General features: G+C 60.0%; 19 protein-coding genes. 13 read left to right on the top strand and 6 right to left on the bottom strand.

Annotation, left to right across the window (positions count from 1 at the left end; all coding sequences use genetic code 11):
- Positions 1–63: 63 nt before the first annotated feature.
- The 5 genes from trbC to WG900_RS02475 all read left to right on the top strand — a co-directional run bounded on the left by trbC (position 64) and on the right by WG900_RS02475 (position 7432).
- Positions 64–738, top strand: a complete 675-nt coding sequence (trbC, locus tag WG900_RS02495; protein WP_339964402.1) for a type-F conjugative transfer system pilin assembly protein TrbC — start codon at positions 64–66, stop codon at positions 736–738.
- A complete protein-coding gene (locus WG900_RS02490; RefSeq protein ID WP_339964401.1) occupies positions 735–2435 on the top strand; it encodes a conjugal transfer protein TraN in 1701 nt (566 codons plus the stop codon). Before trbC ends, WG900_RS02490 begins: the two co-directional genes overlap by 4 nt.
- Positions 2416–3249 carry a conjugal transfer protein TraF gene (locus WG900_RS02485; RefSeq protein ID WP_339964400.1) on the top strand — a complete coding sequence of 278 codons (834 nt, stop codon included), beginning with the start codon at positions 2416–2418 and terminating at the stop codon, positions 3247–3249. The genes WG900_RS02490 and WG900_RS02485 overlap by 20 nt, the downstream gene beginning before the upstream one ends.
- Before the next feature lie 76 nt (positions 3250–3325).
- Entirely contained in the window at positions 3326–4675 is a 1350-nt protein-coding gene (locus tag WG900_RS02480; RefSeq protein ID WP_339965308.1) for a conjugal transfer protein TraH, read from the top strand.
- Positions 4676–4708: 33 nt separating this feature from the next.
- On the top strand, positions 4709–7432 hold the full coding sequence (locus WG900_RS02475) for a conjugal transfer protein TraG N-terminal domain-containing protein (protein WP_339964399.1): 2724 nt from the start codon (positions 4709–4711) through the stop codon (positions 7430–7432).
- Here the strand turns inward: WG900_RS02475 and WG900_RS02470 are convergent.
- From WG900_RS02470 to WG900_RS02445, 6 genes are all read right to left on the bottom strand, one after another.
- Positions 7419–7652: a hypothetical protein gene (locus WG900_RS02470; protein ID WP_339964398.1), complete on the bottom strand. Its 234-nt coding sequence runs from the start codon at positions 7650–7652 to the stop codon at positions 7419–7421. The genes WG900_RS02475 and WG900_RS02470 overlap by 14 nt on opposite strands.
- Positions 7653–8451: 799 nt before the next feature.
- The gene (locus WG900_RS02465; RefSeq protein WP_339964397.1) at positions 8452–9045 is read right to left on the bottom strand and encodes a DUF6338 family protein; all 594 of its coding nucleotides are present in this window, start codon (positions 9043–9045) and stop codon (positions 8452–8454) included.
- A 22-nt stretch (positions 9046–9067) separates the two neighbouring features.
- Positions 9068–9538, bottom strand: a complete 471-nt coding sequence (locus tag WG900_RS02460; protein WP_339964396.1) for a hypothetical protein — start codon at positions 9536–9538, stop codon at positions 9068–9070.
- A gap of 104 nt (positions 9539–9642) precedes the next feature.
- Positions 9643–10542, bottom strand: a complete 900-nt coding sequence (locus WG900_RS02455) for an S-4TM family putative pore-forming effector (protein WP_339964395.1) — start codon at positions 10540–10542, stop codon at positions 9643–9645.
- A 13-nt stretch (positions 10543–10555) separates the two neighbouring features.
- Positions 10556–12001 (bottom strand): SMODS domain-containing nucleotidyltransferase, encoded by a 1446-nt coding sequence (locus WG900_RS02450; protein ID WP_339964394.1) that lies wholly within the window; start codon positions 11999–12001, stop codon positions 10556–10558.
- A gap of 211 nt (positions 12002–12212) precedes the next feature.
- Positions 12213–12356 carry a hypothetical protein gene (locus tag WG900_RS02445; RefSeq protein ID WP_176217829.1) on the bottom strand — a complete coding sequence of 48 codons (144 nt, stop codon included), beginning with the start codon at positions 12354–12356 and terminating at the stop codon, positions 12213–12215.
- Between the two features lie 155 nt (positions 12357–12511).
- Here WG900_RS02445 and WG900_RS02440 point away from each other — a divergent pair, with 155 nt between their 5' ends.
- The 8 genes from WG900_RS02440 to WG900_RS02405 all read left to right on the top strand — a co-directional run bounded on the left by WG900_RS02440 (position 12512) and on the right by WG900_RS02405 (position 17892).
- Positions 12512–12841, top strand: coding sequence for a helix-turn-helix domain-containing protein (locus tag WG900_RS02440; RefSeq protein ID WP_339964393.1), 330 nt, complete (start codon positions 12512–12514; stop codon positions 12839–12841).
- Positions 12841–13725 carry an ImmA/IrrE family metallo-endopeptidase gene (locus WG900_RS02435; RefSeq protein WP_339964392.1) on the top strand — a complete coding sequence of 295 codons (885 nt, stop codon included), beginning with the start codon at positions 12841–12843 and terminating at the stop codon, positions 13723–13725. The genes WG900_RS02440 and WG900_RS02435 overlap by 1 nt, the downstream gene beginning before the upstream one ends.
- 418 nt (positions 13726–14143) lie before the next feature.
- A complete protein-coding gene (locus WG900_RS02430; protein ID WP_339964390.1) occupies positions 14144–14572 on the top strand; it encodes a transposase in 429 nt (142 codons plus the stop codon).
- On the top strand, positions 14569–14925 hold the full coding sequence (gene tnpB / locus WG900_RS02425) for an IS66 family insertion sequence element accessory protein TnpB (RefSeq protein ID WP_339964389.1): 357 nt from the start codon (positions 14569–14571) through the stop codon (positions 14923–14925). The genes WG900_RS02430 and tnpB overlap by 4 nt, the downstream gene beginning before the upstream one ends.
- A 32-nt stretch (positions 14926–14957) precedes the next feature.
- The gene (gene tnpC, locus WG900_RS02420; RefSeq protein WP_339964387.1) at positions 14958–16481 is read left to right on the top strand and encodes an IS66 family transposase; all 1524 of its coding nucleotides are present in this window, start codon (positions 14958–14960) and stop codon (positions 16479–16481) included.
- A 133-nt stretch (positions 16482–16614) separates the two neighbouring features.
- Entirely contained in the window at positions 16615–17259 is a 645-nt protein-coding gene (locus WG900_RS02415) for a S24 family peptidase (protein WP_339965307.1), read from the top strand.
- A 10-nt stretch (positions 17260–17269) separates the two neighbouring features.
- Positions 17270–17698 (top strand): thermonuclease family protein, encoded by a 429-nt coding sequence (locus WG900_RS02410; RefSeq protein ID WP_339964385.1) that lies wholly within the window; start codon positions 17270–17272, stop codon positions 17696–17698.
- Positions 17689–17892, top strand: a complete 204-nt coding sequence (locus WG900_RS02405; protein ID WP_339964384.1) for a DUF6961 family protein — start codon at positions 17689–17691, stop codon at positions 17890–17892. Before WG900_RS02410 ends, WG900_RS02405 begins: the two co-directional genes overlap by 10 nt.
- The last annotated feature ends 2 nt before the right edge of the window (positions 17893–17894 follow it).

Below are 17894 nucleotides of genomic sequence, written 5' to 3'. Positions count from 1 at the left end.
ATTGCTATCACTGCCCTTATCGCTAGTTCTGCGTTCGGCGGTGCGCTCGCGCAATCCAGTGACGTGGGAGTAGATCTTGCATCGATCCGCGCGCGCGCCGCCGACCAGACCGCTGAGGCCGAGGCACTTGCCGTCACTGCGCGAGACCGTGCCAAGGCCATCACCGCCGATGCCAGCCAGAGCGCCGATGCAGGCAAGGCCAATGGCCGCCGCTATGCGGGCAGCGCGCCGCACTCAGCACCAAGCGATGCGATGTTCGATTTCGACAAGATGGTCGCCGATGCTGGCGATATGGCCAGAGACGGTCTTGGCGAAGCGCCGCGGTTCATCGCCTTTGCTTCACTGTCGATGCCAGCCCAGGCGCTGCGCCAGATGATGGACGATGTCACCCGCGCCGGCGGCGTCGTGGTGTTTCGCGGGCTCACCAAGGGCTCGGCCAAGGTCATGACCGAGGCGCTCGGCAAGGTGCTGGGGCCAGGTGAGCGCATGGACGGGGTCGGGATCGATCCTCGCTTGTTCCGCGCGTTCAATATCAGCGAAGTCCCCGCCTACATCGTCACCGCGAGCGACTTCGATCTGTGCTCAGGCTTCGACTGCACCAGTGCGGCACCGCCCTTCGACCGGATGAACGGCAACGTCACCGCTGAATATGCCCTGCGCACCTTCGCGTCAGGAGGTGGCCCCGGTGCGCGTATCGCAGCCCAGCACCTCGCTCGCCTCCAGGGAGACCAGCCATGAGCCGCTTCGCCCTTGCCTTCTTTTTGGCAACTGCCTTGCCCTGTTTCGCCCAGGCCCAGACCACCACCGACGCTGCGAAAGCCGACGGGAAAGCTTTTGGCAAGGACATCGGGGCGGCAGCACAAAGCGCCGCGACCACCCAGCCCAACGCAGACCGCGTGCCGGGCTACTCCGGCACACCGAGTCAATCGGGCTATTTTGACGATCCCAAGGCTATGGAACGTGCCGCAGCCAGTCAGGCGAGCGCGAACACTGGCTACCAGACGATGCGGAACTCGAGTGCGAGCCGGGCAACATTCAGCAAGGTCGACCTTGACGCGGCAATCGCCCGGTCGAAGACAATCAGCGAAGATCCGCTCTCCTACACCAGCGGGATGACGGTCGGCGGCACGCAGGGCCGCTGTGTTCTGCTTCCACCCGCGAGCGGCACTGCCGCGCGCTACAAAGCCACCTGCAACACGGGCTACACGGTCGACAGCAGCACGCAAAGCTGCACGGTGACACTGCAGGCCAGCGTCACCACAGTCACCGATTATCTCTACTACTGCCCGAAACTCGACCCCGAGTGCACGGCTTTCGACCTGGCAACCTGCCGCTTAACCGGCAGTCATCCGGGCAAGTGCCTGCAAGGCATCGATACACCAACCGGGTACAAGTGTTTCGAACCGGGCGATCCGATCGCGGAATACACTTGCTCCGAGCCGGTCGCAGGCCTCACTCCGATACGGGTCACGCCGAGGCAGGTTGTCACTACGACCAGAGACGAGAGCCAGTGCGCGAGCCTTGCTGCCGACGCCAACTGCACAAGCCCGGTTGAAACCTGCAGCGACAGCGATCCGGTGACCCGCACGATTGACGGCTATTCCATCACCCAGCCCTGCTGGGCCTGGCGGCGTGATTACCAGTGCAACAGGTTCACGCCCGCGCAGGATTGCACAACGCTCGAGCAGACGCCGGGCTGCAATCTCGAGCAGGAGTACTGCCTGACCGACGAGACCCCGTGCAGGACCTTTGAGCGGGTCTACGACTGCCCGGTTCCGGACCAGCCCCAGGACCCGAACCAGTTCATCTGCGACGGCGATGTCTACTGCATCGACGGCTCCTGCGAGACGATCCAGCGCCAGCCCAATACCGAGTTCAAGGATGCAGTGGTGGCCTTGAACGCGATGGATCAGGCCCGGCGTGAGTTCGATCCAAACAACCTGACACTGTTCAAGGGCACTCGCGAGAGTTGCTCGTCCAAGGTCTTCGGGATTCTCAATTGCTGCAAAGGCAAAGGCTTCCCGCTGATCCCGGGTATCCAGCTGCTCGTTGCGCTGGGCTGCAGCCGCGAGGAAATGCTGCTCCACCAGAAGGACGTTCAGGGCCTTTGCGCCTATGTCGGGACCTACTGCTCGTCCTCGTTTCTCGGTGTCTGCCTGACCAAACGCAAGGTTTACTGCTGCTTTGAATCCAAGCTCAGCCGGATTCTTCAGGAACAAGGCCGTGTCCAGCTGAACAAGCCGTGGGACAAGCCCAAAACCGAACAATGCCTCGGCTTCACGATTGACGAGTTCGCCCGGCTCGACCTCTCAAAGATGGATTTCAGCGAGGTCTATGCTGAGTTCACCGACGCCGCGCGGCTCCCCGACGAGCTTCAGGCCGCTACCCAAATCCAGCAAAAGATCGAGGACTACTATGCCCGTGCCCGTCCGTAAGCGCGGCCTTCGGCTCGTTGCCGTCTGCCTGCTCGCCGCCAGCCTCTTCGCCATCCCAATGCCCGCATCAGCGCAGGATCAGCCCAATGCTCAGACCGCCGACGGCCAGGACCCGTTTTACTGCGCCGAGCGGCGGCTTGGATACTGGTTCTACTGCACCAAACCCAAGCCACCCGAAAAAATCGAGCCGCAACCGCCCCTGCAGCAAAGCGCGACGAGCCGTATGGACGCGATCACAGCAGAGTTGCGCGAACTCAAGGCCAAGGCAATCCTCGAGCCCAGCCCTGAAAACGTCACCGCCTATATCCGCTTCCAGCGCCGCCAGCTCGATCAGGCTTCGCTGTTCAGCGACGTCTGGCAGCGCGCGATCTGGCAGGAGCCAGGGCTCGACTACACCCTGCAGCGCCCGGTCTCGACGCTCGGTAAGCGCGCCTGGCAGGATAACCGCAAGACTGAACGCGACAGCGTGATGGCCCATCTCTCCGAGCGTTACGGGCTGTTCTACTTCTTCGCGCAGAGCTGCGGCGCCTGCGAAGTGATGTCGCCGATCGTCCAATCGGTCGCCACGACCTGGCGAATTACGGTGCGTGCGGTTTCAACCGACGGCGGGCCCTCAAGGCACTTCCCGCGCTACACCGTCGAGACCAACCAGCGCCAACGGATGAGGCTCGATCCGGGCATTACCCCCGCCGTAGTCCTTTGGGATGCGGCCAAGGGCCAAGCGATCCCGATCGGTTACGGTGTGATGAGCGCCGACGAACTCCAAGACCGCATCTACCTCCTCACCTCGAAGGAAGCCGGACGTGACTACTAGGTTCAAGCAATTCGTTGCGGCACTGCTTGTCGCCGCCCTTCCCCTCACACCTGTTCAAGCTGACGTCGGCAGCTCAATGGACTCGTTCCTGAACGATGTCGGCGGTGCCGCACAGGTCAACGGCCCCACTGCGTTCCAGGGGCAGTCGGCGGGCTATTACAGCCTCGGCAATGTCTGGACCCGTTTCCCGCAGAAGACGACCAACATCGCCAACCTCCAGCTGCCTCGCGCCCGTGCCGGCTGCGGCGGGATCGACATCTTTGCCGGCTCCTTCAGCTTCATCAATGCGAGCGAGATCGTCGCGATGCTCAAAGCCGTCGCCAACAATGCAGTCGGGTTCGCGTTCAGCCTTGCGATCGACACGGTCTGCCCCGAGTGTTCGAAGATCATGCAGGAGTTCAGCCAGAAGGCTCAGCTCATGAACAATCTCAACATCAATTCGTGCGAGCTGGCGCAAGGCCTGGTCGGCGGAATCTGGCCCAAGGGCGACCTTGCCGACAAGGCGATATGCGAGGCGATCGGAAACTCCGAGGGGATCTTCACCGACTATGCTGCGGCCAAGCACGGCTGCGGCACCCGCGGGCAACGCTCAAGCACAACGTCTGCGGGCGCGGGCAAGTACGACGACGTCAATCCCGGCGTGCCGCGCAACTACACCTGGACGATCCTCAAAAAGTCGGCGTTCTTTTCGCCAGGTGGCACGCTCGACCAGGAACTCGCCGAATATGCGATGACGTTGCTGGGCACGATCATCTACGTGCCGCCCAAAGACGACGAGCCGGGCAAGTTCGTGCCGATCGTCGGCGAGAGCTCCTCGACTCTGGTGACCTCACTGCTCGATGGGACGACAGGCGGCAATGTTCTGATCTTCCACTGCGACGAAACCGACAAGTGCCTCGATCCGGGGTTCCGTTCGTTGAACTTGCCCGTCTCGAAATCACTGCGCCACCGCGTCTCGGCACTGATCGACGGAATGGTCCAGGCCATTCGCGACGACACCCCGATCACCGCGGCGCAAAAGGAGCTGCTCCAGGTCTCGAGCGTACCGCTCTACAAGATCCTCACCGTCCAGGCCGCTTACGGTAGGGGCATGCCGACCGACGATCGCGAAACGCTCGCCGAGCTCGCTTCCGTCGACCTGCTGTTTGCGGTCCTCGACCGGATTGTCAGCGAAGCCGGGCGCTCGATGTCGAGCTTCATCGGCGCCGACGAAGCCAAAATCCAGATGTGGCAGAGCCAGGTTAACACGGTGCGTCAAGCGCTCGCCGACCGGCAGGCCAACACGCATTTGAAGGTCAATGCGGTCCTCCAGATCATCGAGAAGACCGCGTTCATCGAGAACGTGCTCGCGACGCAGATGTCGCCCGGCATGGCCGCCGCGCTCGACTGGTCGCGGGGCTTGCAGACCCGCGCGCTCACCCACTGATTTCCCTTCAAGCCAAAGAAGGCTCCCAATCCCATGCTCGAGATCTTCACGGTTGGCGGCGGCGACTATCTGGTCAATGTATTCCAGGCGGTCGCCACCTGGACCGGCAATGGCGGCTACAAGAGCCTGCTCCAGGTCGTCATGGTCATGGGGCTGGCGCTCTCGGCGATCACGCTCGCGTTCAATCAGGACTGGCGCGCCTGGATCAACTGGTTCCTCGGCGCGACGCTGATGTACACCTGCCTGATGGTGCCGCGCACCGACGTGCATATCACCGACCGGCTCAATCCCAGCCTCGCGCCTGCCAATGTCAGCAACGTTCCGCTTGGGCTCGCGCTGATGGCGAGCTTTACGAGCCAGGTTGGCGACTACCTGACCGGCTCGGCCGAGGTCGTGTTTGGCCTCCCCGGTGATCTCAACTACTCCAAAAACGGGATGATCTACGGGGCGCGGCTTTACGATGCCACGCGGTCCTTGCGCATTTCCGATCCCGAATTTGCCGCGAACCTCGACGAGCATTTTCGTCAGTGCGTGTTCTACGATGTCCTGCTCGGTCGCTATTCGATGAAGCAGCTCGCCGAAAGCGGCGATATCTGGGCGACGATCGCGCCCGGCAGCCAGGCCCGCGCGCAGCGTTTCCTCAGCCGGGACGCCACCACCGGCCAAGTCACCTCCACGATTATCACTTGCCGCGAAGCCTATGACGCACTGAACGCGCAGTGGACCTTGTTGATCGATGAAATGGGTACGGTGTTCGGCCGCCAGCTCTACCCGGGCCAGACTGCCGCACTCGCCAAGGCCAAGCTGTTTGCGGACCTGCCGGTTGCTTACCAGTACCTCACTGGCGTTTCGGCGAGCGCTACTGACCTGTTCAAGCAGACACTAACAATCAACGCGATGAGCCAGGCGATGCACGGGTTCACTGGCGCGAGCGGTGCAGGCAATGTCGATGTCTATGCCCAGACCCGCGCTGACATCCAGACCGAGCGGACCTACAGCTCGATCGCCAATTCCGCGATGAAATGGGTGCCCTTGCTCAACGTCGTCCTCACCGTGCTGTTCTACGCGCTGTTCCCCGTGCTGTTTCCGCTGTTCCTGCTGCCCAAGACTGGGCCGACCGCGCTCAAGGGCTATGTCACCGGGTTCTTCTACCTTGCCGCCTGGGGACCGCTGTTCGTGATCCTCCACATGATGCTGATGTACAAAGGCGCCGCCGACATGACCGCGGTCGCAGGCACAAATGGGCTCAGCCTTGCAACTTTCACCGGCATGGCCGACGTCAACTCGGACATTGGCCTCCTCGCCGGTTACCTGATTGCCTCGGTGCCGTTTCTCGCGGGCGGCGTCGCCAAAGGCGCGTTGGCAATCTCGCACCAGGCAACTTCCTATCTCAATCCGAGCCAGAATGCTGCGGAGGAAGCCGCACGCGAGGCGAGCACCGGCAATGTCGCGCTCGGCAACACCAGCCTTGAGAACTCGACAGTAATGACCCGGCAGTTCGCGCAAGGGACGGTCGCGCCAAGCTTCACTTACGGCGCAGCGCAGACCCGCACGATCAGCGACAACGGTAGCCAGACCACCAGCTATCCCGAAGCCGCCTATGACCAGCTCCCGAATTCCAGCTACCCGTTCACCCCGACGCTCGGCCGCGACTTCTCCTCGCGCCTCTCGACCATGGCGAGTGGCTATCATGCCAACAGCCAGGCAAAGAGCGCACTAGCCCAGCAGTCGACGATCAGCTCGATCGCGCAGTTCCGCGAGCTGCGCGATCAGACCAACAGCGGCCAAAGCATCGAGACCGCCACGGGCACCTCAAGCTCCGACAGCGTACAGACTGCCTACAGCGAGGTTGATCAAGCCTCCAGCGTACTGCAGCAGCGATATGGGCTTTCGCGCCGGGCTGCCGACGACATCACGGTATCCTGGTTCTTGAATGGGGAAGCGGCGGCCGGTGTGGGTGGCAATTTTGGTCCGGCTACGCTGAGCGCAGGTGCGAAGGGAGGTCGCAACCAATCGTGGACCGACAGCGATATTGGGATCGCTTCAGAGGATCGCGACAAGATTGCAGGAACACTCAGCCAGATCTCGGACACCCACAACTGGACGAGCACACGCGACGGCTTTCTGCGGACAGTCAGCACTTCGACCAACTCCCGAGTTCAGTCGACCGCAAGCGGACTCAATGCCTCCCTCACGGAAACCAAAACCAGCACGCTCGAAGCGCGGCGTTCTGAAGAGACAGGCAACCGCCTGGAGCAACAGGCATCGTTCTTCTCGGGTAGCAATGCAGCCGGGAACCTCAACCTCAGCCAAGCTTACCGCGAATGGGGCATGGCCGAGATCGAAAACAACCGAGACTACTATGGCGATGTCCGGTTCGATGACACGACCTTCCAGCTCAGCCCCAAGGGCCAAGCACTTCAGCGCAAGTTCGTTGAATCTTATGCAGGAAGCATCAAGTCAGAGGTCGAGAGCGAACTCGCACTCCCGCCCATTGCGCCGATTGGCAGCCCTTCGATCAGCACCCCTGCCAGCGTTCGTGCCTCGGCGCCGATAGGCTCCATCGCTGCGCCTGGTGGCCTTCCGCAAGGGCCAACGCCATCGGCACTCCATGACGAAGTGATGGGGCAGCAGGGCGCGGGTCGCCAGCGGATTAGTGGTGAACGATCACGCCTTGAGGGTCTCACCGGCGGGGCGAAAGGCGCGAGCGCGGAAGCTGCGGACGAAGTGAAGGAATGGAAGCCTAGTGGCCAATGATCAGATCGCTGATCACCACGTAGCCGACGAATGCGGTCAGCAAAACGAAGACAATGACCATCACAATGCGATTGATCGGATCGGCCCACGCCTTCTTCCAACGGTATTCGGTCTGACGGTTCTCAGCGAGCGCACGATCAAGCTCGGCCAAGCCCTCCCACTTTTCCGGGACTGGTTCGCTACCGTGCTTGAAGTCGAAATCGTTCATGATGGCGTTCATTGATCTGCTCCTTTGGAACATAGCAGAAACTTCCGAGCCGAGAAGCTGAAAATACTCGGGAACGGTCGCATTGTTCGGCGCCAATCCAAAGCACACTCCCCTCCCTCACTAGTGGGGGGCGGCTGCCCGCTGATGGCGGACACGACGCAGTGAGTCAGGCTCGCACCGCGAGCCAGCAATGAACGGCACCCTTGCAAGGCTCGACGCAGCAGAACGCCAGGTGCGCGGGACTGGGCGCCAGCCGGCGGTCGGCAAGGAGAGCCGCAAGAGTGCCAGCGGGTCAGCGACAAGTACTCCGCACCCTGGTCCGAGCTTGCGAGGCCAGAGTGCGGCCTTGGAGAATTCCCGCTCAGCTCAAATATCGTGTGACTTTGAAGGCCCCCAAAAGAGGCCTCAAATCTTTGGTCGAATTATTTCTTGTTCGAGCCAGAGCCCCCGCTTTTGCCGCTTCCTCCGGATCCTCCACCTCCGCCGTTTCCTGTCGGAGGTGTGCCAAGACCTCCGCGCGGACCTTGGTAACCCCCTAAGACCTTTTTAGGGCCGCCAACCGCGATTCCCCTGACGGTTCCGGATCCGCTTCCGCCTTTGATCTTGCTCATCTACGTTGCTCCATCGGCCAACTAGTCTTTCTTGTTCACAGGCGGCTTGGACACGACACTTCCTGATGTTGGTGGAGCGCCAAGTTGACCACTTGCAGGCCTATGCCCATCGTTGGCCATCGTCGGCGATTTGGGGGCGGTGTATCCCTTCTTCAGGATTACTTGACCGGCCGCCTTGTTATTTTCCGGATTTTCCACACTTAGCCTCCTTCAATAAATTCGACCATTCGGATTGATCCGCCACAAATAAGCATTGCGCGCGGCGGATTCACACAATGCCAAGAGCCACTAGGATCAACGGTCCAGAGCTGTGAGACAAGCAAGTCCCGATCGCCTGGCGTCGAAGATGCAAACGAACCCTCAACCCAAACACCGGCCACCGTCGAACCATCATTCAGATGCACCAATAAATAGGAAGGGCCCCGGCTCCGGTAAGCAAAATCCCATGCGGTCGGCTCGTGATGAGTTGGCCTCAGCCCAAGCTTTTGAGTAAGTTTATAAAACTGCTCTGATCGATCAAAAAATACAAGTACCGCAGCCACCACAAGTGGCACTAGAAAGTTTAACGAAAACTGCCATAGCCACTCAGGCAGAATTAAACCTGCCGGAACATGAAAGAGGGGATAGGAAGCCGCTCGATAAGCAACGGAAATCAGGGCGAAGCTGATGACTTGATCGGTTAGCTTAGATTGAATTGCGTCCCGAAATCTACTGCGGACCCACAGAATGATAACCCCAGGCGAAAGCAGACTGGCCAAACTTGTCAATTCTGCAGACGAAGGGATGTCGGACAAAAAAACCTCCTGTTAACGAATCTTACGCATCTTGAGTCAGATCAACGATTGCCACGCCGGCAAACTCGTTATCGCGCACAATGCCCAGTTCCCATCGGTAGAATGTTGGAATTCCTAGCGGTCGGTAGAAATGTTGTCTGACGCCGTTCAATAGGGTCAGGTATCCACCTGACGCACCAACTCGTCCGGCTGCCTCAAATACCCCGGGGCCTGCGGCTGTGATCAAGAGCGCGCCGCTTCGCGGAAAGGTGTCATTGGAAGCCGCGCTACCAGGATCAAATTTCGCAACTGCGGCACCCAAATCCAGCAAGCTGGAACCAAAATTGTCCTGGAATACATGGCAATTCTGGCCAACACGTAAGAGGCACTTTTCGTTCTCAAATTCGCAAACCAGGGCCACGACACTGGATTGGTCATACCCAGATGACAAAACGAGACTTCCAACGGATACGTTAGCGAATGTGACCAACTGCGCTTGATGGGCAAAAATCATGTGTGGAGACTGCATCAGAATTAGCCCTCATTCCAGAACTAAACCGGAACGCGATTCAAAAATCTGTGGATCTCGAAGCCACCTCAATTCCGGTCGCCATCCGGTCACCCACCGTCCTTCAGCTCGTTCACATACGCCTCAGCCCCTCGGTTCATCTGAATCTCCAAGCTTGACCGAAGGCGGTCATATATTTTGGGAAAAATCAGAGGATTGTTGGCACGTCGAGCAAAGATTGTGTTTTGAAACTCTCGGGAACGACGGGCACATTCCGACGGTTCGCATCCTCCATTCAGCGCAGTAGCCCAAAGCGCTTCGGCCTCGGACCTTGCCAACTTGAGAGCCTCAGCGGCATCTCGCTGTCGAAAAAATTCGCGAAGCGTCCAGCCAAATACCGGTGTAACGGGCGCTATTACTACGGCCACAAAATCAATCAGACTCAATTGAGCCGCAAAACCTACCGAAAACAAAAGAATCGCAATAACGATCGCCGACCAGAGCAGGATCGAACTATATTTCTCACGAAGCGTGCCATCATACCACAGATTGGTGCGCTGGCAGATAATCCGAGCAAGGTGGATGGGCACTTGCTCGACCGCAGAAGGATACCACCCCTTCAGTTTCACCTCGCCATTGGGCCAGCGCTGGGCCGCGTCCTCGATAACCTCAGGCTCCACCTTCTTGCCGGCCGCATAGGGATTCCAGGCCATTTCCAATAGTTCACAGTCGAATTGTTCTGCGATGCGGGCGGCCGTTTTCAGTTTCTGCTTCTGAATGCGGTCGATCAACGAGCTATCCAGCATGGCGATCACCAAGGCGGCTGCAGCAACATAGGGCCTCGCATCCGGTGTCATAATTGCAACGACTGCTCCCACCAGCGGTGTAATGACGGTGAGAACAAATTGCGCAATCTGCCAGTGGCTGGCCTCTCGGTAAGTCTCCGATCTTGCCCGAAGCAATTTCAAGAACCGCGGCTCATTTTGGTGGGTGGTGATTTGATTCTGCATAAGTCAGCACCCGCTATTCGATGATCACCGGGAACGGGTCGCTCTGCCCCACCAGCTTGTCATCGTCCCTCCTGATAATGAATGCTTCCACTAAGTGGACACCACGATAGCTCAATTCTTCCCATCTTCGGTTTCCGCTATGCGGAGCATAGAAGTCGCCGCGTCCTGCATTGAGTGCCATTGCCATAATGCCCGTATTGGTAATCCGCCACTGGACGCGGTAACCGGCCGGCAGTTCTTGACCGCCATTGACGGTCACGTCAAACCAGATCCCGCCATATCGATGAAGCACCTCTTCTCTTTGGAGCGGGCGCCCATTCGCGGCGCTTTTCGAGCCAGACCATTTCGCCACCACCTGCACGTTTCGCGTGAAGGTCTCGGCTCTAGGCCAACGCGGTGCGTGCATGTGTGGTGGTGCAAAAAAATCGCTCGGCAGGATGCGCACGCCGTAGTTCGCCACCGCATCGACGAGTTCGTCAAGGTGCGCTGCAGTGCTCGCCAACAAACGGCCGACCAATGACGTACCCTCCGACACGCTTGCTTTCGTCAGAACCTCCTCGCCCTTGGCAAAATCATCGCCGAAGATGCGACGCCAGGCCGTGATGCTGGCGGACCGGTCCGGCTCGTCGTAAGCCTCGTCGATCCATTTTCGGTACTTGTTGATGAAGTTCCGAAAATTGGAATATTGCACTTCCGACCAACACGAGGCGAGGTCCTCAGAGGTAAGATGCGGATTGGCGATTATCGGTTTGGCGGGTCTCGCCTGCAACCAATCGTCGAGCCTTCCCATAACGGTCTTAAGCGTCGTTGGCACGTCGGCGAACGAATCCGAGTCCTTATCGGTCCAGTGGATATGGCTCGCCAGAAGCGTCGTGAGCAGCACCGACGGGCAGGTGAAAGTCGTCTTGATATCGCGCAGATATTTGAGGAGCCGAGTAATCTTGCGGAACGAGTTCCCGCCCGAATAGCCATTCTGCTTCTTCAGCCACTCGGTATAGCCGACCGGCTCAGAGCGCTCAAACGAGTCCAGCGGCTTGTTGCAGACCTCGAGGCGCCCAGGAATCTGTCGCCCGAGCACGCAAGGCGCGATATCGACCTTGCGATCGCCCGCATAAGTGATCGTCACACAATAGTCCCAGGTCTTGCACTTGTCTCCATAGGTCGAACTGTCAGCAAAGACCTTGCCCAGCGACTTGACGTAGTCGGCCGCCGTCCAGTCTTTGACAGGCTCGACCATCACTAGCAGATCGGCATCGAACTCGCCGCCATCTACCGGCTTGATGATTGTGTCGTGCGCCCAGGAACCCTGCGGGTAAAACGACTTGATCTTCGGATCCCAGTCGCATTGGCGCACGAAATTCTTGATTGCTTCGACATTGGACTCGAGTGCGTCGAGCCGGGTCTGATTGAGATTCACCGTATCGGTCAGGAACGATTTGAATTGGGATACGAGCTTCACAGAGTGACCGCCCTTTCAGCATTCGTGGGGGCCAGTTTCGATGTCGCTGATCGCGTCCGGCTTTGAGCCGGGCGACCAGAACTGCCCGTTGTGCATACTCCGGTGATGTCGCCCTGGCTGTACTTGCCGGAGCGGATAACACAGCGTTTCGCCATATTGACCTCCTTTCATGGAAATGGCGGGTCGGGGACTAGCCGCGACCCGCCGGTGGCTACTTCTTCTTATTGGGACGCTGCGTCAGCGCCGAAGCTGCCGCAGACTTAGCCGCTTTGCTCGACTTTGGATCGCGCAGCACCTTGGACGCTGCAGAGGCAACCTTGGCACTGGTTACCTCGGAGTTTTTCTTGCCTGCCATCACTTTCACCTCCTTCCCCGTTGACCAGTCGCTCGATTCGTCGTACCAAAACCTACGAATTCGTAGGGCTTTCGGGCAAGAATGAGCGTCACCATGGTGACGCAACCCTCCCTACGATATCGTAGATATAGTTATGTTTACATCGTAGGTCAAGGATGCCATCAGAGGAAAACCAGTTTGGAGAGCGGCTGATTGCAGCCCGCGAAGTACGGAAACTCAGCCAAGCTGAGTTGGCGCAAAAATCCGGTCTGCAGGCCGCAGCAATCGGACACTTCGAGCGCAATCGGCGCAAACCGTCGTTCGCGAATGTACGCGCGCTCTCCCAAGCCCTCAATGTGAGTTCGGACTACCTGCTGGGTAGAGTGAAGAGCATGGAAGGTGCGACGACGGCATTCCGTGGTGAGGAGAATTTAACAGATGCCGATCGCGAACACATCCAGATGATGATCGAAGTCATGGCCAAGCGCCGGTCAGAGGCAAAATAATGAGCAGGTTTCGCCTCGAATGGGCTCGCAAATGTGGCGAGCGCAAGGCGAAGGAACACGGCTTTACTTCATTCCCGATTGATCCCTTCAGAATCGCAGCCAATGAAGACATCCTTGTCGAGGCGAAGAAGCCCGACCAAGCGGGTGTGAGCGGCGGCATCATCTTCGGAGACCAAGGCGTAGGTATTTTCTACGCCACAAACATCACCAGCACAGGTTTCCAGCGCTTTACGATCGGGCATGAGCTCGGTCACTACTTTCTCGATGGTCATCCCGAGGAGATCATGAAGCACGCCGCGGTGCATATTTCACGCGCGGGGTTCACCCAAGGCAGCAACTCAATCGAGATCGAAGCTGATCATTTCTCGTCCGGTCTTCTCATGCCGACCGGCCTGGTGCGTCGGGCGCTTGACCACAACCAAGTCGGCTTGGTCGGTGTCGAACGCTTAGCGCTTGAGTCTGAGTGTTCGCTCACTGCGTCGGCAATTCGAGCCGCCGAATGCTGTCCCTATCCGATGGCTGTTGTGGTGAGCCGAGGTGAGCGCGTTTGCTATAGCTTCCTGTCCGATGGCTTTAAGCAGCTGAAACCGCGCGCTTATCCCCGAAGAGACGACCTTCTTCCCGACACCGGTACGCGCGCGTTCAATTTAGATCCCTTGAATGTTGCGCAAGCACGACGGTTCAATACTGAAACGACACTCAGTGAGTGGTTCGACGGGCCAGACGGAATTCAACTTGATGAGGAAATCATCGGGCTCGGAAGTTACGGCTTCACACTCACAGTTTTCTCAAGCGAAGAGCTTCCGACAGTGCCGGACGAAGACGAAGATGATGACGCTGCACTCGTCGAGAGCTATAGGCCTCGTTTTGCTTATGGGCGGTAGCTGAGACCCTATGCGGGACCCGCAAAGTCCTTTGTGTGGCAAAGTGCGGACGAACAGTATCACGCCGAGATCTCCGAAGAGAGCGGACATAAATTGCGCAAGGCCTAACATTTCCTCGATCAATGCGGGCTCGCAACGCTCGGCAGACGTGGCGACTGAGTCCCTTGCGAAAGCATCTGTTGAGCGCTCGCGGCGGACCTCTCAACCAGATAGGATCGCACCCGGTCACAGGTCTTTGCTCGCGGGAGCCGCCCGCACCGCAAATCTTTGACGAACCTCGGATCGCCTACCGCTAACCGCCCGAACTTGCTGGGCGGCATCCGGTGCTGGGCAAGATAGGTCTCGATCTGATCCAGAAGCGTAAGCGGTGTTTCGCCGCCACCTTGTCAGATTGGTTGGCAAAGGCTGATGTGCGGGCATGGACGAGGCCATCGTTACGACCGCATTGGACACCGACACTGGAGTGGCTCTGAAGCCGTTTCGGCGGATTGAAGTTCTCAGCGGTATGGCAGGGCGACGGCGTGTCTGGTCGGTGGAGCAGAAGCTGGCACTGGTTGCAGAGATGGAGCGTTGCGAGAACATCGCGGCGTTTGCCCGCGACCGAGAGATCAGCACGGCGCTGTTGTACACGTGGCGCAGAGAACTCCGTTACGCTGTCGAGGCTGCCAAGTTGCCGCCCAGGAACGAACCCATGTTTGTGCCGGTGGTTGGCGAGGCAACGCCGCCCATTTCAAGCGATAGCGTTGAGGTCGAGATTGGTGGCGCCATTGTTCGGATCGGGCAAGCGGCCCGGATCGATATGGCGGTGGCCATCATTCAGACTTTGCAGACGCCAGCTGGCCGATGATCGGGATCGGGCCTGGTTCGCGGGTAATGGTGGCGACGCGCCCCGTGGATTTCCGCAAGGGGCCAGATGCTTTGGCGGCGCTGGTCGGCGCCGAGTACGGCGGCGATCCCTATTCCGGTGTCATCTACGTGTTCCGGGCGAAGCGCAGTGATCGGATCAAGCTGGTCTGGTGGGACGGCACCGGTCTGTGCCTGATGGCCAAGAGATTGGAGTCCGGCGGCTTCAGGTGGCCCGGCATACAGGACGGTGTGATACGTCTGACGTCGGCGCAACTCGGCGCACTTCTGGAGGGTCTGGACTGGCGCCGGATACATGGCGGACGCCGTCCGATTGCCCCGCAGATTGCTGGTTGACGGGGCTTTCGTCTCCTGATTCACTGCCTCCCATGCTCATGGAAGCGGACCTCACCGATGACGTTGAAGCGCTCCGTGCGCTGGTCCTTGAACAGGCCCGCGAGATCGACGCGCTGAAGGTTTTCAAGGCAGAGATTGAACGCCTGAAGGCGATCATCGCCGCCTTGCAGCGGCATCGTTTCGGGCGTCGGTCGGAGCAGCTCGATCCCGATCAGTTCGAACTTGCCCTGGAGGAAGTCGAGACGGCGCTGGCCGAGGCAGAGCATGCCAGGGACAAGGCAAGCCGGGCTCCGGCCGAGCGGCCCCGCAAGACCAACCGGGGATCGTTGCCAGCCCATCTCGAGCGGATCGAGCAGGTTGTCGATATCGACGACAAGGCTTGCCCGTGCTGTGGCGGCGCACTTCACCAGATCGGCGAGGACGTGGCTGAGCGGCTCGATGTCGTGCCGACCACCTTCCGCGTTCTTGTCACGCGCCGTCCGCGCTACGGTTGTCGTTCCTGCGAGAGCGCGGTCGTGCAGGCTCCGGCACCGGCACGGATCGTCGAAGGCGGCATCCCCACAGAAGCGCTGATCGCACAGGTGCTGGTCGCCAAGTATGCCGATCACCTGCCGCTGTACCGTCAGGCGCAGATCTACGCCCGGCAGGGTATCCACCTCGACCGATCCACTCTGGCCGACTGGGTCGGCCGAGCAGCATGGTATCTGCGCCCGTTGCGCGACCACATCCTCGAGCGATTGCGACGATCGCAGCGACTGTTCGCCGATGAGACCACCGCGCCGGTGCTCGATCCGGGACGCGGGCGGACCAAGACCGGCCAGCTATGGGCCTATGCCCGCGACGACCGGCCTTGGGGCGGCGATGATCCGTCGATGGTCGCCTATATCTACGCCGCCGACCGCAAGGGCGAGCGCGCCGAGACGCATCTCGGCGATTTTGCCGGCGTGCTGCAGGTCGATGGCTATGGCGGCTATGCCGCGCTCGCCAAGCGTCGACAGCAGGTCCAACTCGCCTTCTGCTGGGCACACGTAAGACGCAAGTTCTACGAGCTGGCTGACAGCTCACCAGTCGCCACCGAGGTGCTGCGCCGCATCGCCATGCTCTACGCCATTGAGGACGAAGTGCGCGGCACGTCTGCAGAGCAACGCCGGTCAGTCCGCAATGAACGCAGCCGCATCATCCTCGATGATTTGCGCCAGTATCTCGATGCGCGGAACCGCCAGGTGAGCGCCAAGGCCAAGCTCGGCGAGGCGATCCGCTACGCGCTCACTCGCTGGGAAGGCCTCTCGCGCTTCCTCGATGACGGCCGCGTCGATCTCGACAGCAACACCGTCGAGCGCAGCATCAGGCCCTTGGCCCTCAATCGCAAGAACGCCCTGTTCGCGGGCTCCGATGAAGGAGGTGACAACTGGGCGGTGATCGCCACGCTCATCGAGAACTGCAAGTTGTCCGGTATCAACCCGCACGCTTGGATGACGGAGACGCTTGCCAAATTAGCTGCCGGTCATCCCGCCAACGCCGTCGGCGAACTCATGCCTTGGACCGCCGTGGGCTGAAAACACCGCTTACCCAGAAGCTCCATCAGCGTCCGACTCACTTTAGACTTGCGTTCTTTATATGTTCCGTATAGGACGCCCATCCTATAGTCTAGGATTTTTTCCTATGCAGGCAGCTTTGGAACCGAAAGACATGGACGAGGCACGCGAAGCGCTCGACCGCCTGATCCTTGAGCGGCGGGTCAATTATTCCGGGATTTCTCGACTGTTGGGGCGCAACACCTCCTATATTCAGCAGTACCTCAAGAAGGGTAGCCCGCGGCATCTCGACGAGCGGGATCGCGGCATTCTCGCCCGATTCTTCGGGGTCGATGAAGCGACCCTTGGCGGCCCCACCCGCCGCTCGGGACCGGTCATCGATCTCGTCCAGGTGCCGATCCTCGATGTTGAGGCGTCGGCCGGACACGGCGCCCTCGCCGAGATGGAAGCCAAGAGCGCGCAATTCGGGTTCGATCCGAACTGGCTGCGCAAGCTTACCGCGAGCAAGAGCCCGAGCCTCTCGATCATTGGGGTGCGCGGAGATTCGATGGAACCCACACTGAGCGACGGCGACGATGTCTTGGTCGACCTCGGCGACAATCAGGCCCGGTTGCGCGACGGGATCTATGTCCTGCGCATGGACGATGCGCTGGCGGTCAAGCGCATTGCAATCGAGCCGCAGGGCCGCAAGGTTTCGGTAGTGAGCGACAACTCCGCCTACCCGACCTGGAACGGCCTCGATCGCCGGACGGTGAACATTGTCGGCCGGGTGCTTTGGTTCGGTCGAAAGTTGCAGTAGCTACAATCAAATGAGTCTGCTTGCCCTCGCCGCTGCCGTCGTCAGCGCCGGCCAAACCTTCACCTGCACCCCGACCCACGTCTACGATGGCGATGGCCCGATCTGGTGCGCCGAAGGCCCGCATGTCCGCATCGCTGGGATCGCCGCGAAAGAGATGGATGGGACCTGCCGCGACAATCAGCCCTGCCCCGCCGCGAGCGCGATCCAGGCGCGCGATGCGCTGGTGAGCCTGTTTGGCGGCGCGCGTGGGGTAATCAGCACCGGCCACGTGATTGTGCGCGGGCCGACGATGAATTGCTTGTCTGAAGGATCGGCCGGCGGCAGCCGCACGGCGGCCTGGTGCACCCTGCCCTCGGGCCAGGATCTCTCCTGTGCGATGGTGGCAACCGGTACGGTGCTCAGGTGGGATCGCTACTGGCGGGGCCATCGGTGCCGCTGAGCGACTGGGAACTCTGGGCCTGCGCCAATACGGTGCTTAAAACCCATGGGGATAAGGCCGCTTCCCATGTCGCCGAGCAGATCGGCGCCCTGGCGCTCAAGAACGACGAAGCCGGTATCCGCACATGGCAAGAGATCGCCAAGCGGATCGTTGAGCTCGAGGAAGGCGCAGACGCGCCGGGTACACGGCACTAAGC

The sequence above is a fragment of the Novosphingobium aquae genome, assembly GCF_037572715.1.
GTDB classification, from domain to species: domain Bacteria; phylum Pseudomonadota; class Alphaproteobacteria; order Sphingomonadales; family Sphingomonadaceae; genus Novosphingobium; species Novosphingobium aquae.
Note: the sequence above shows the minus strand (reverse complement) of the source record. Positions and strands in the feature narration are given on the sequence as shown.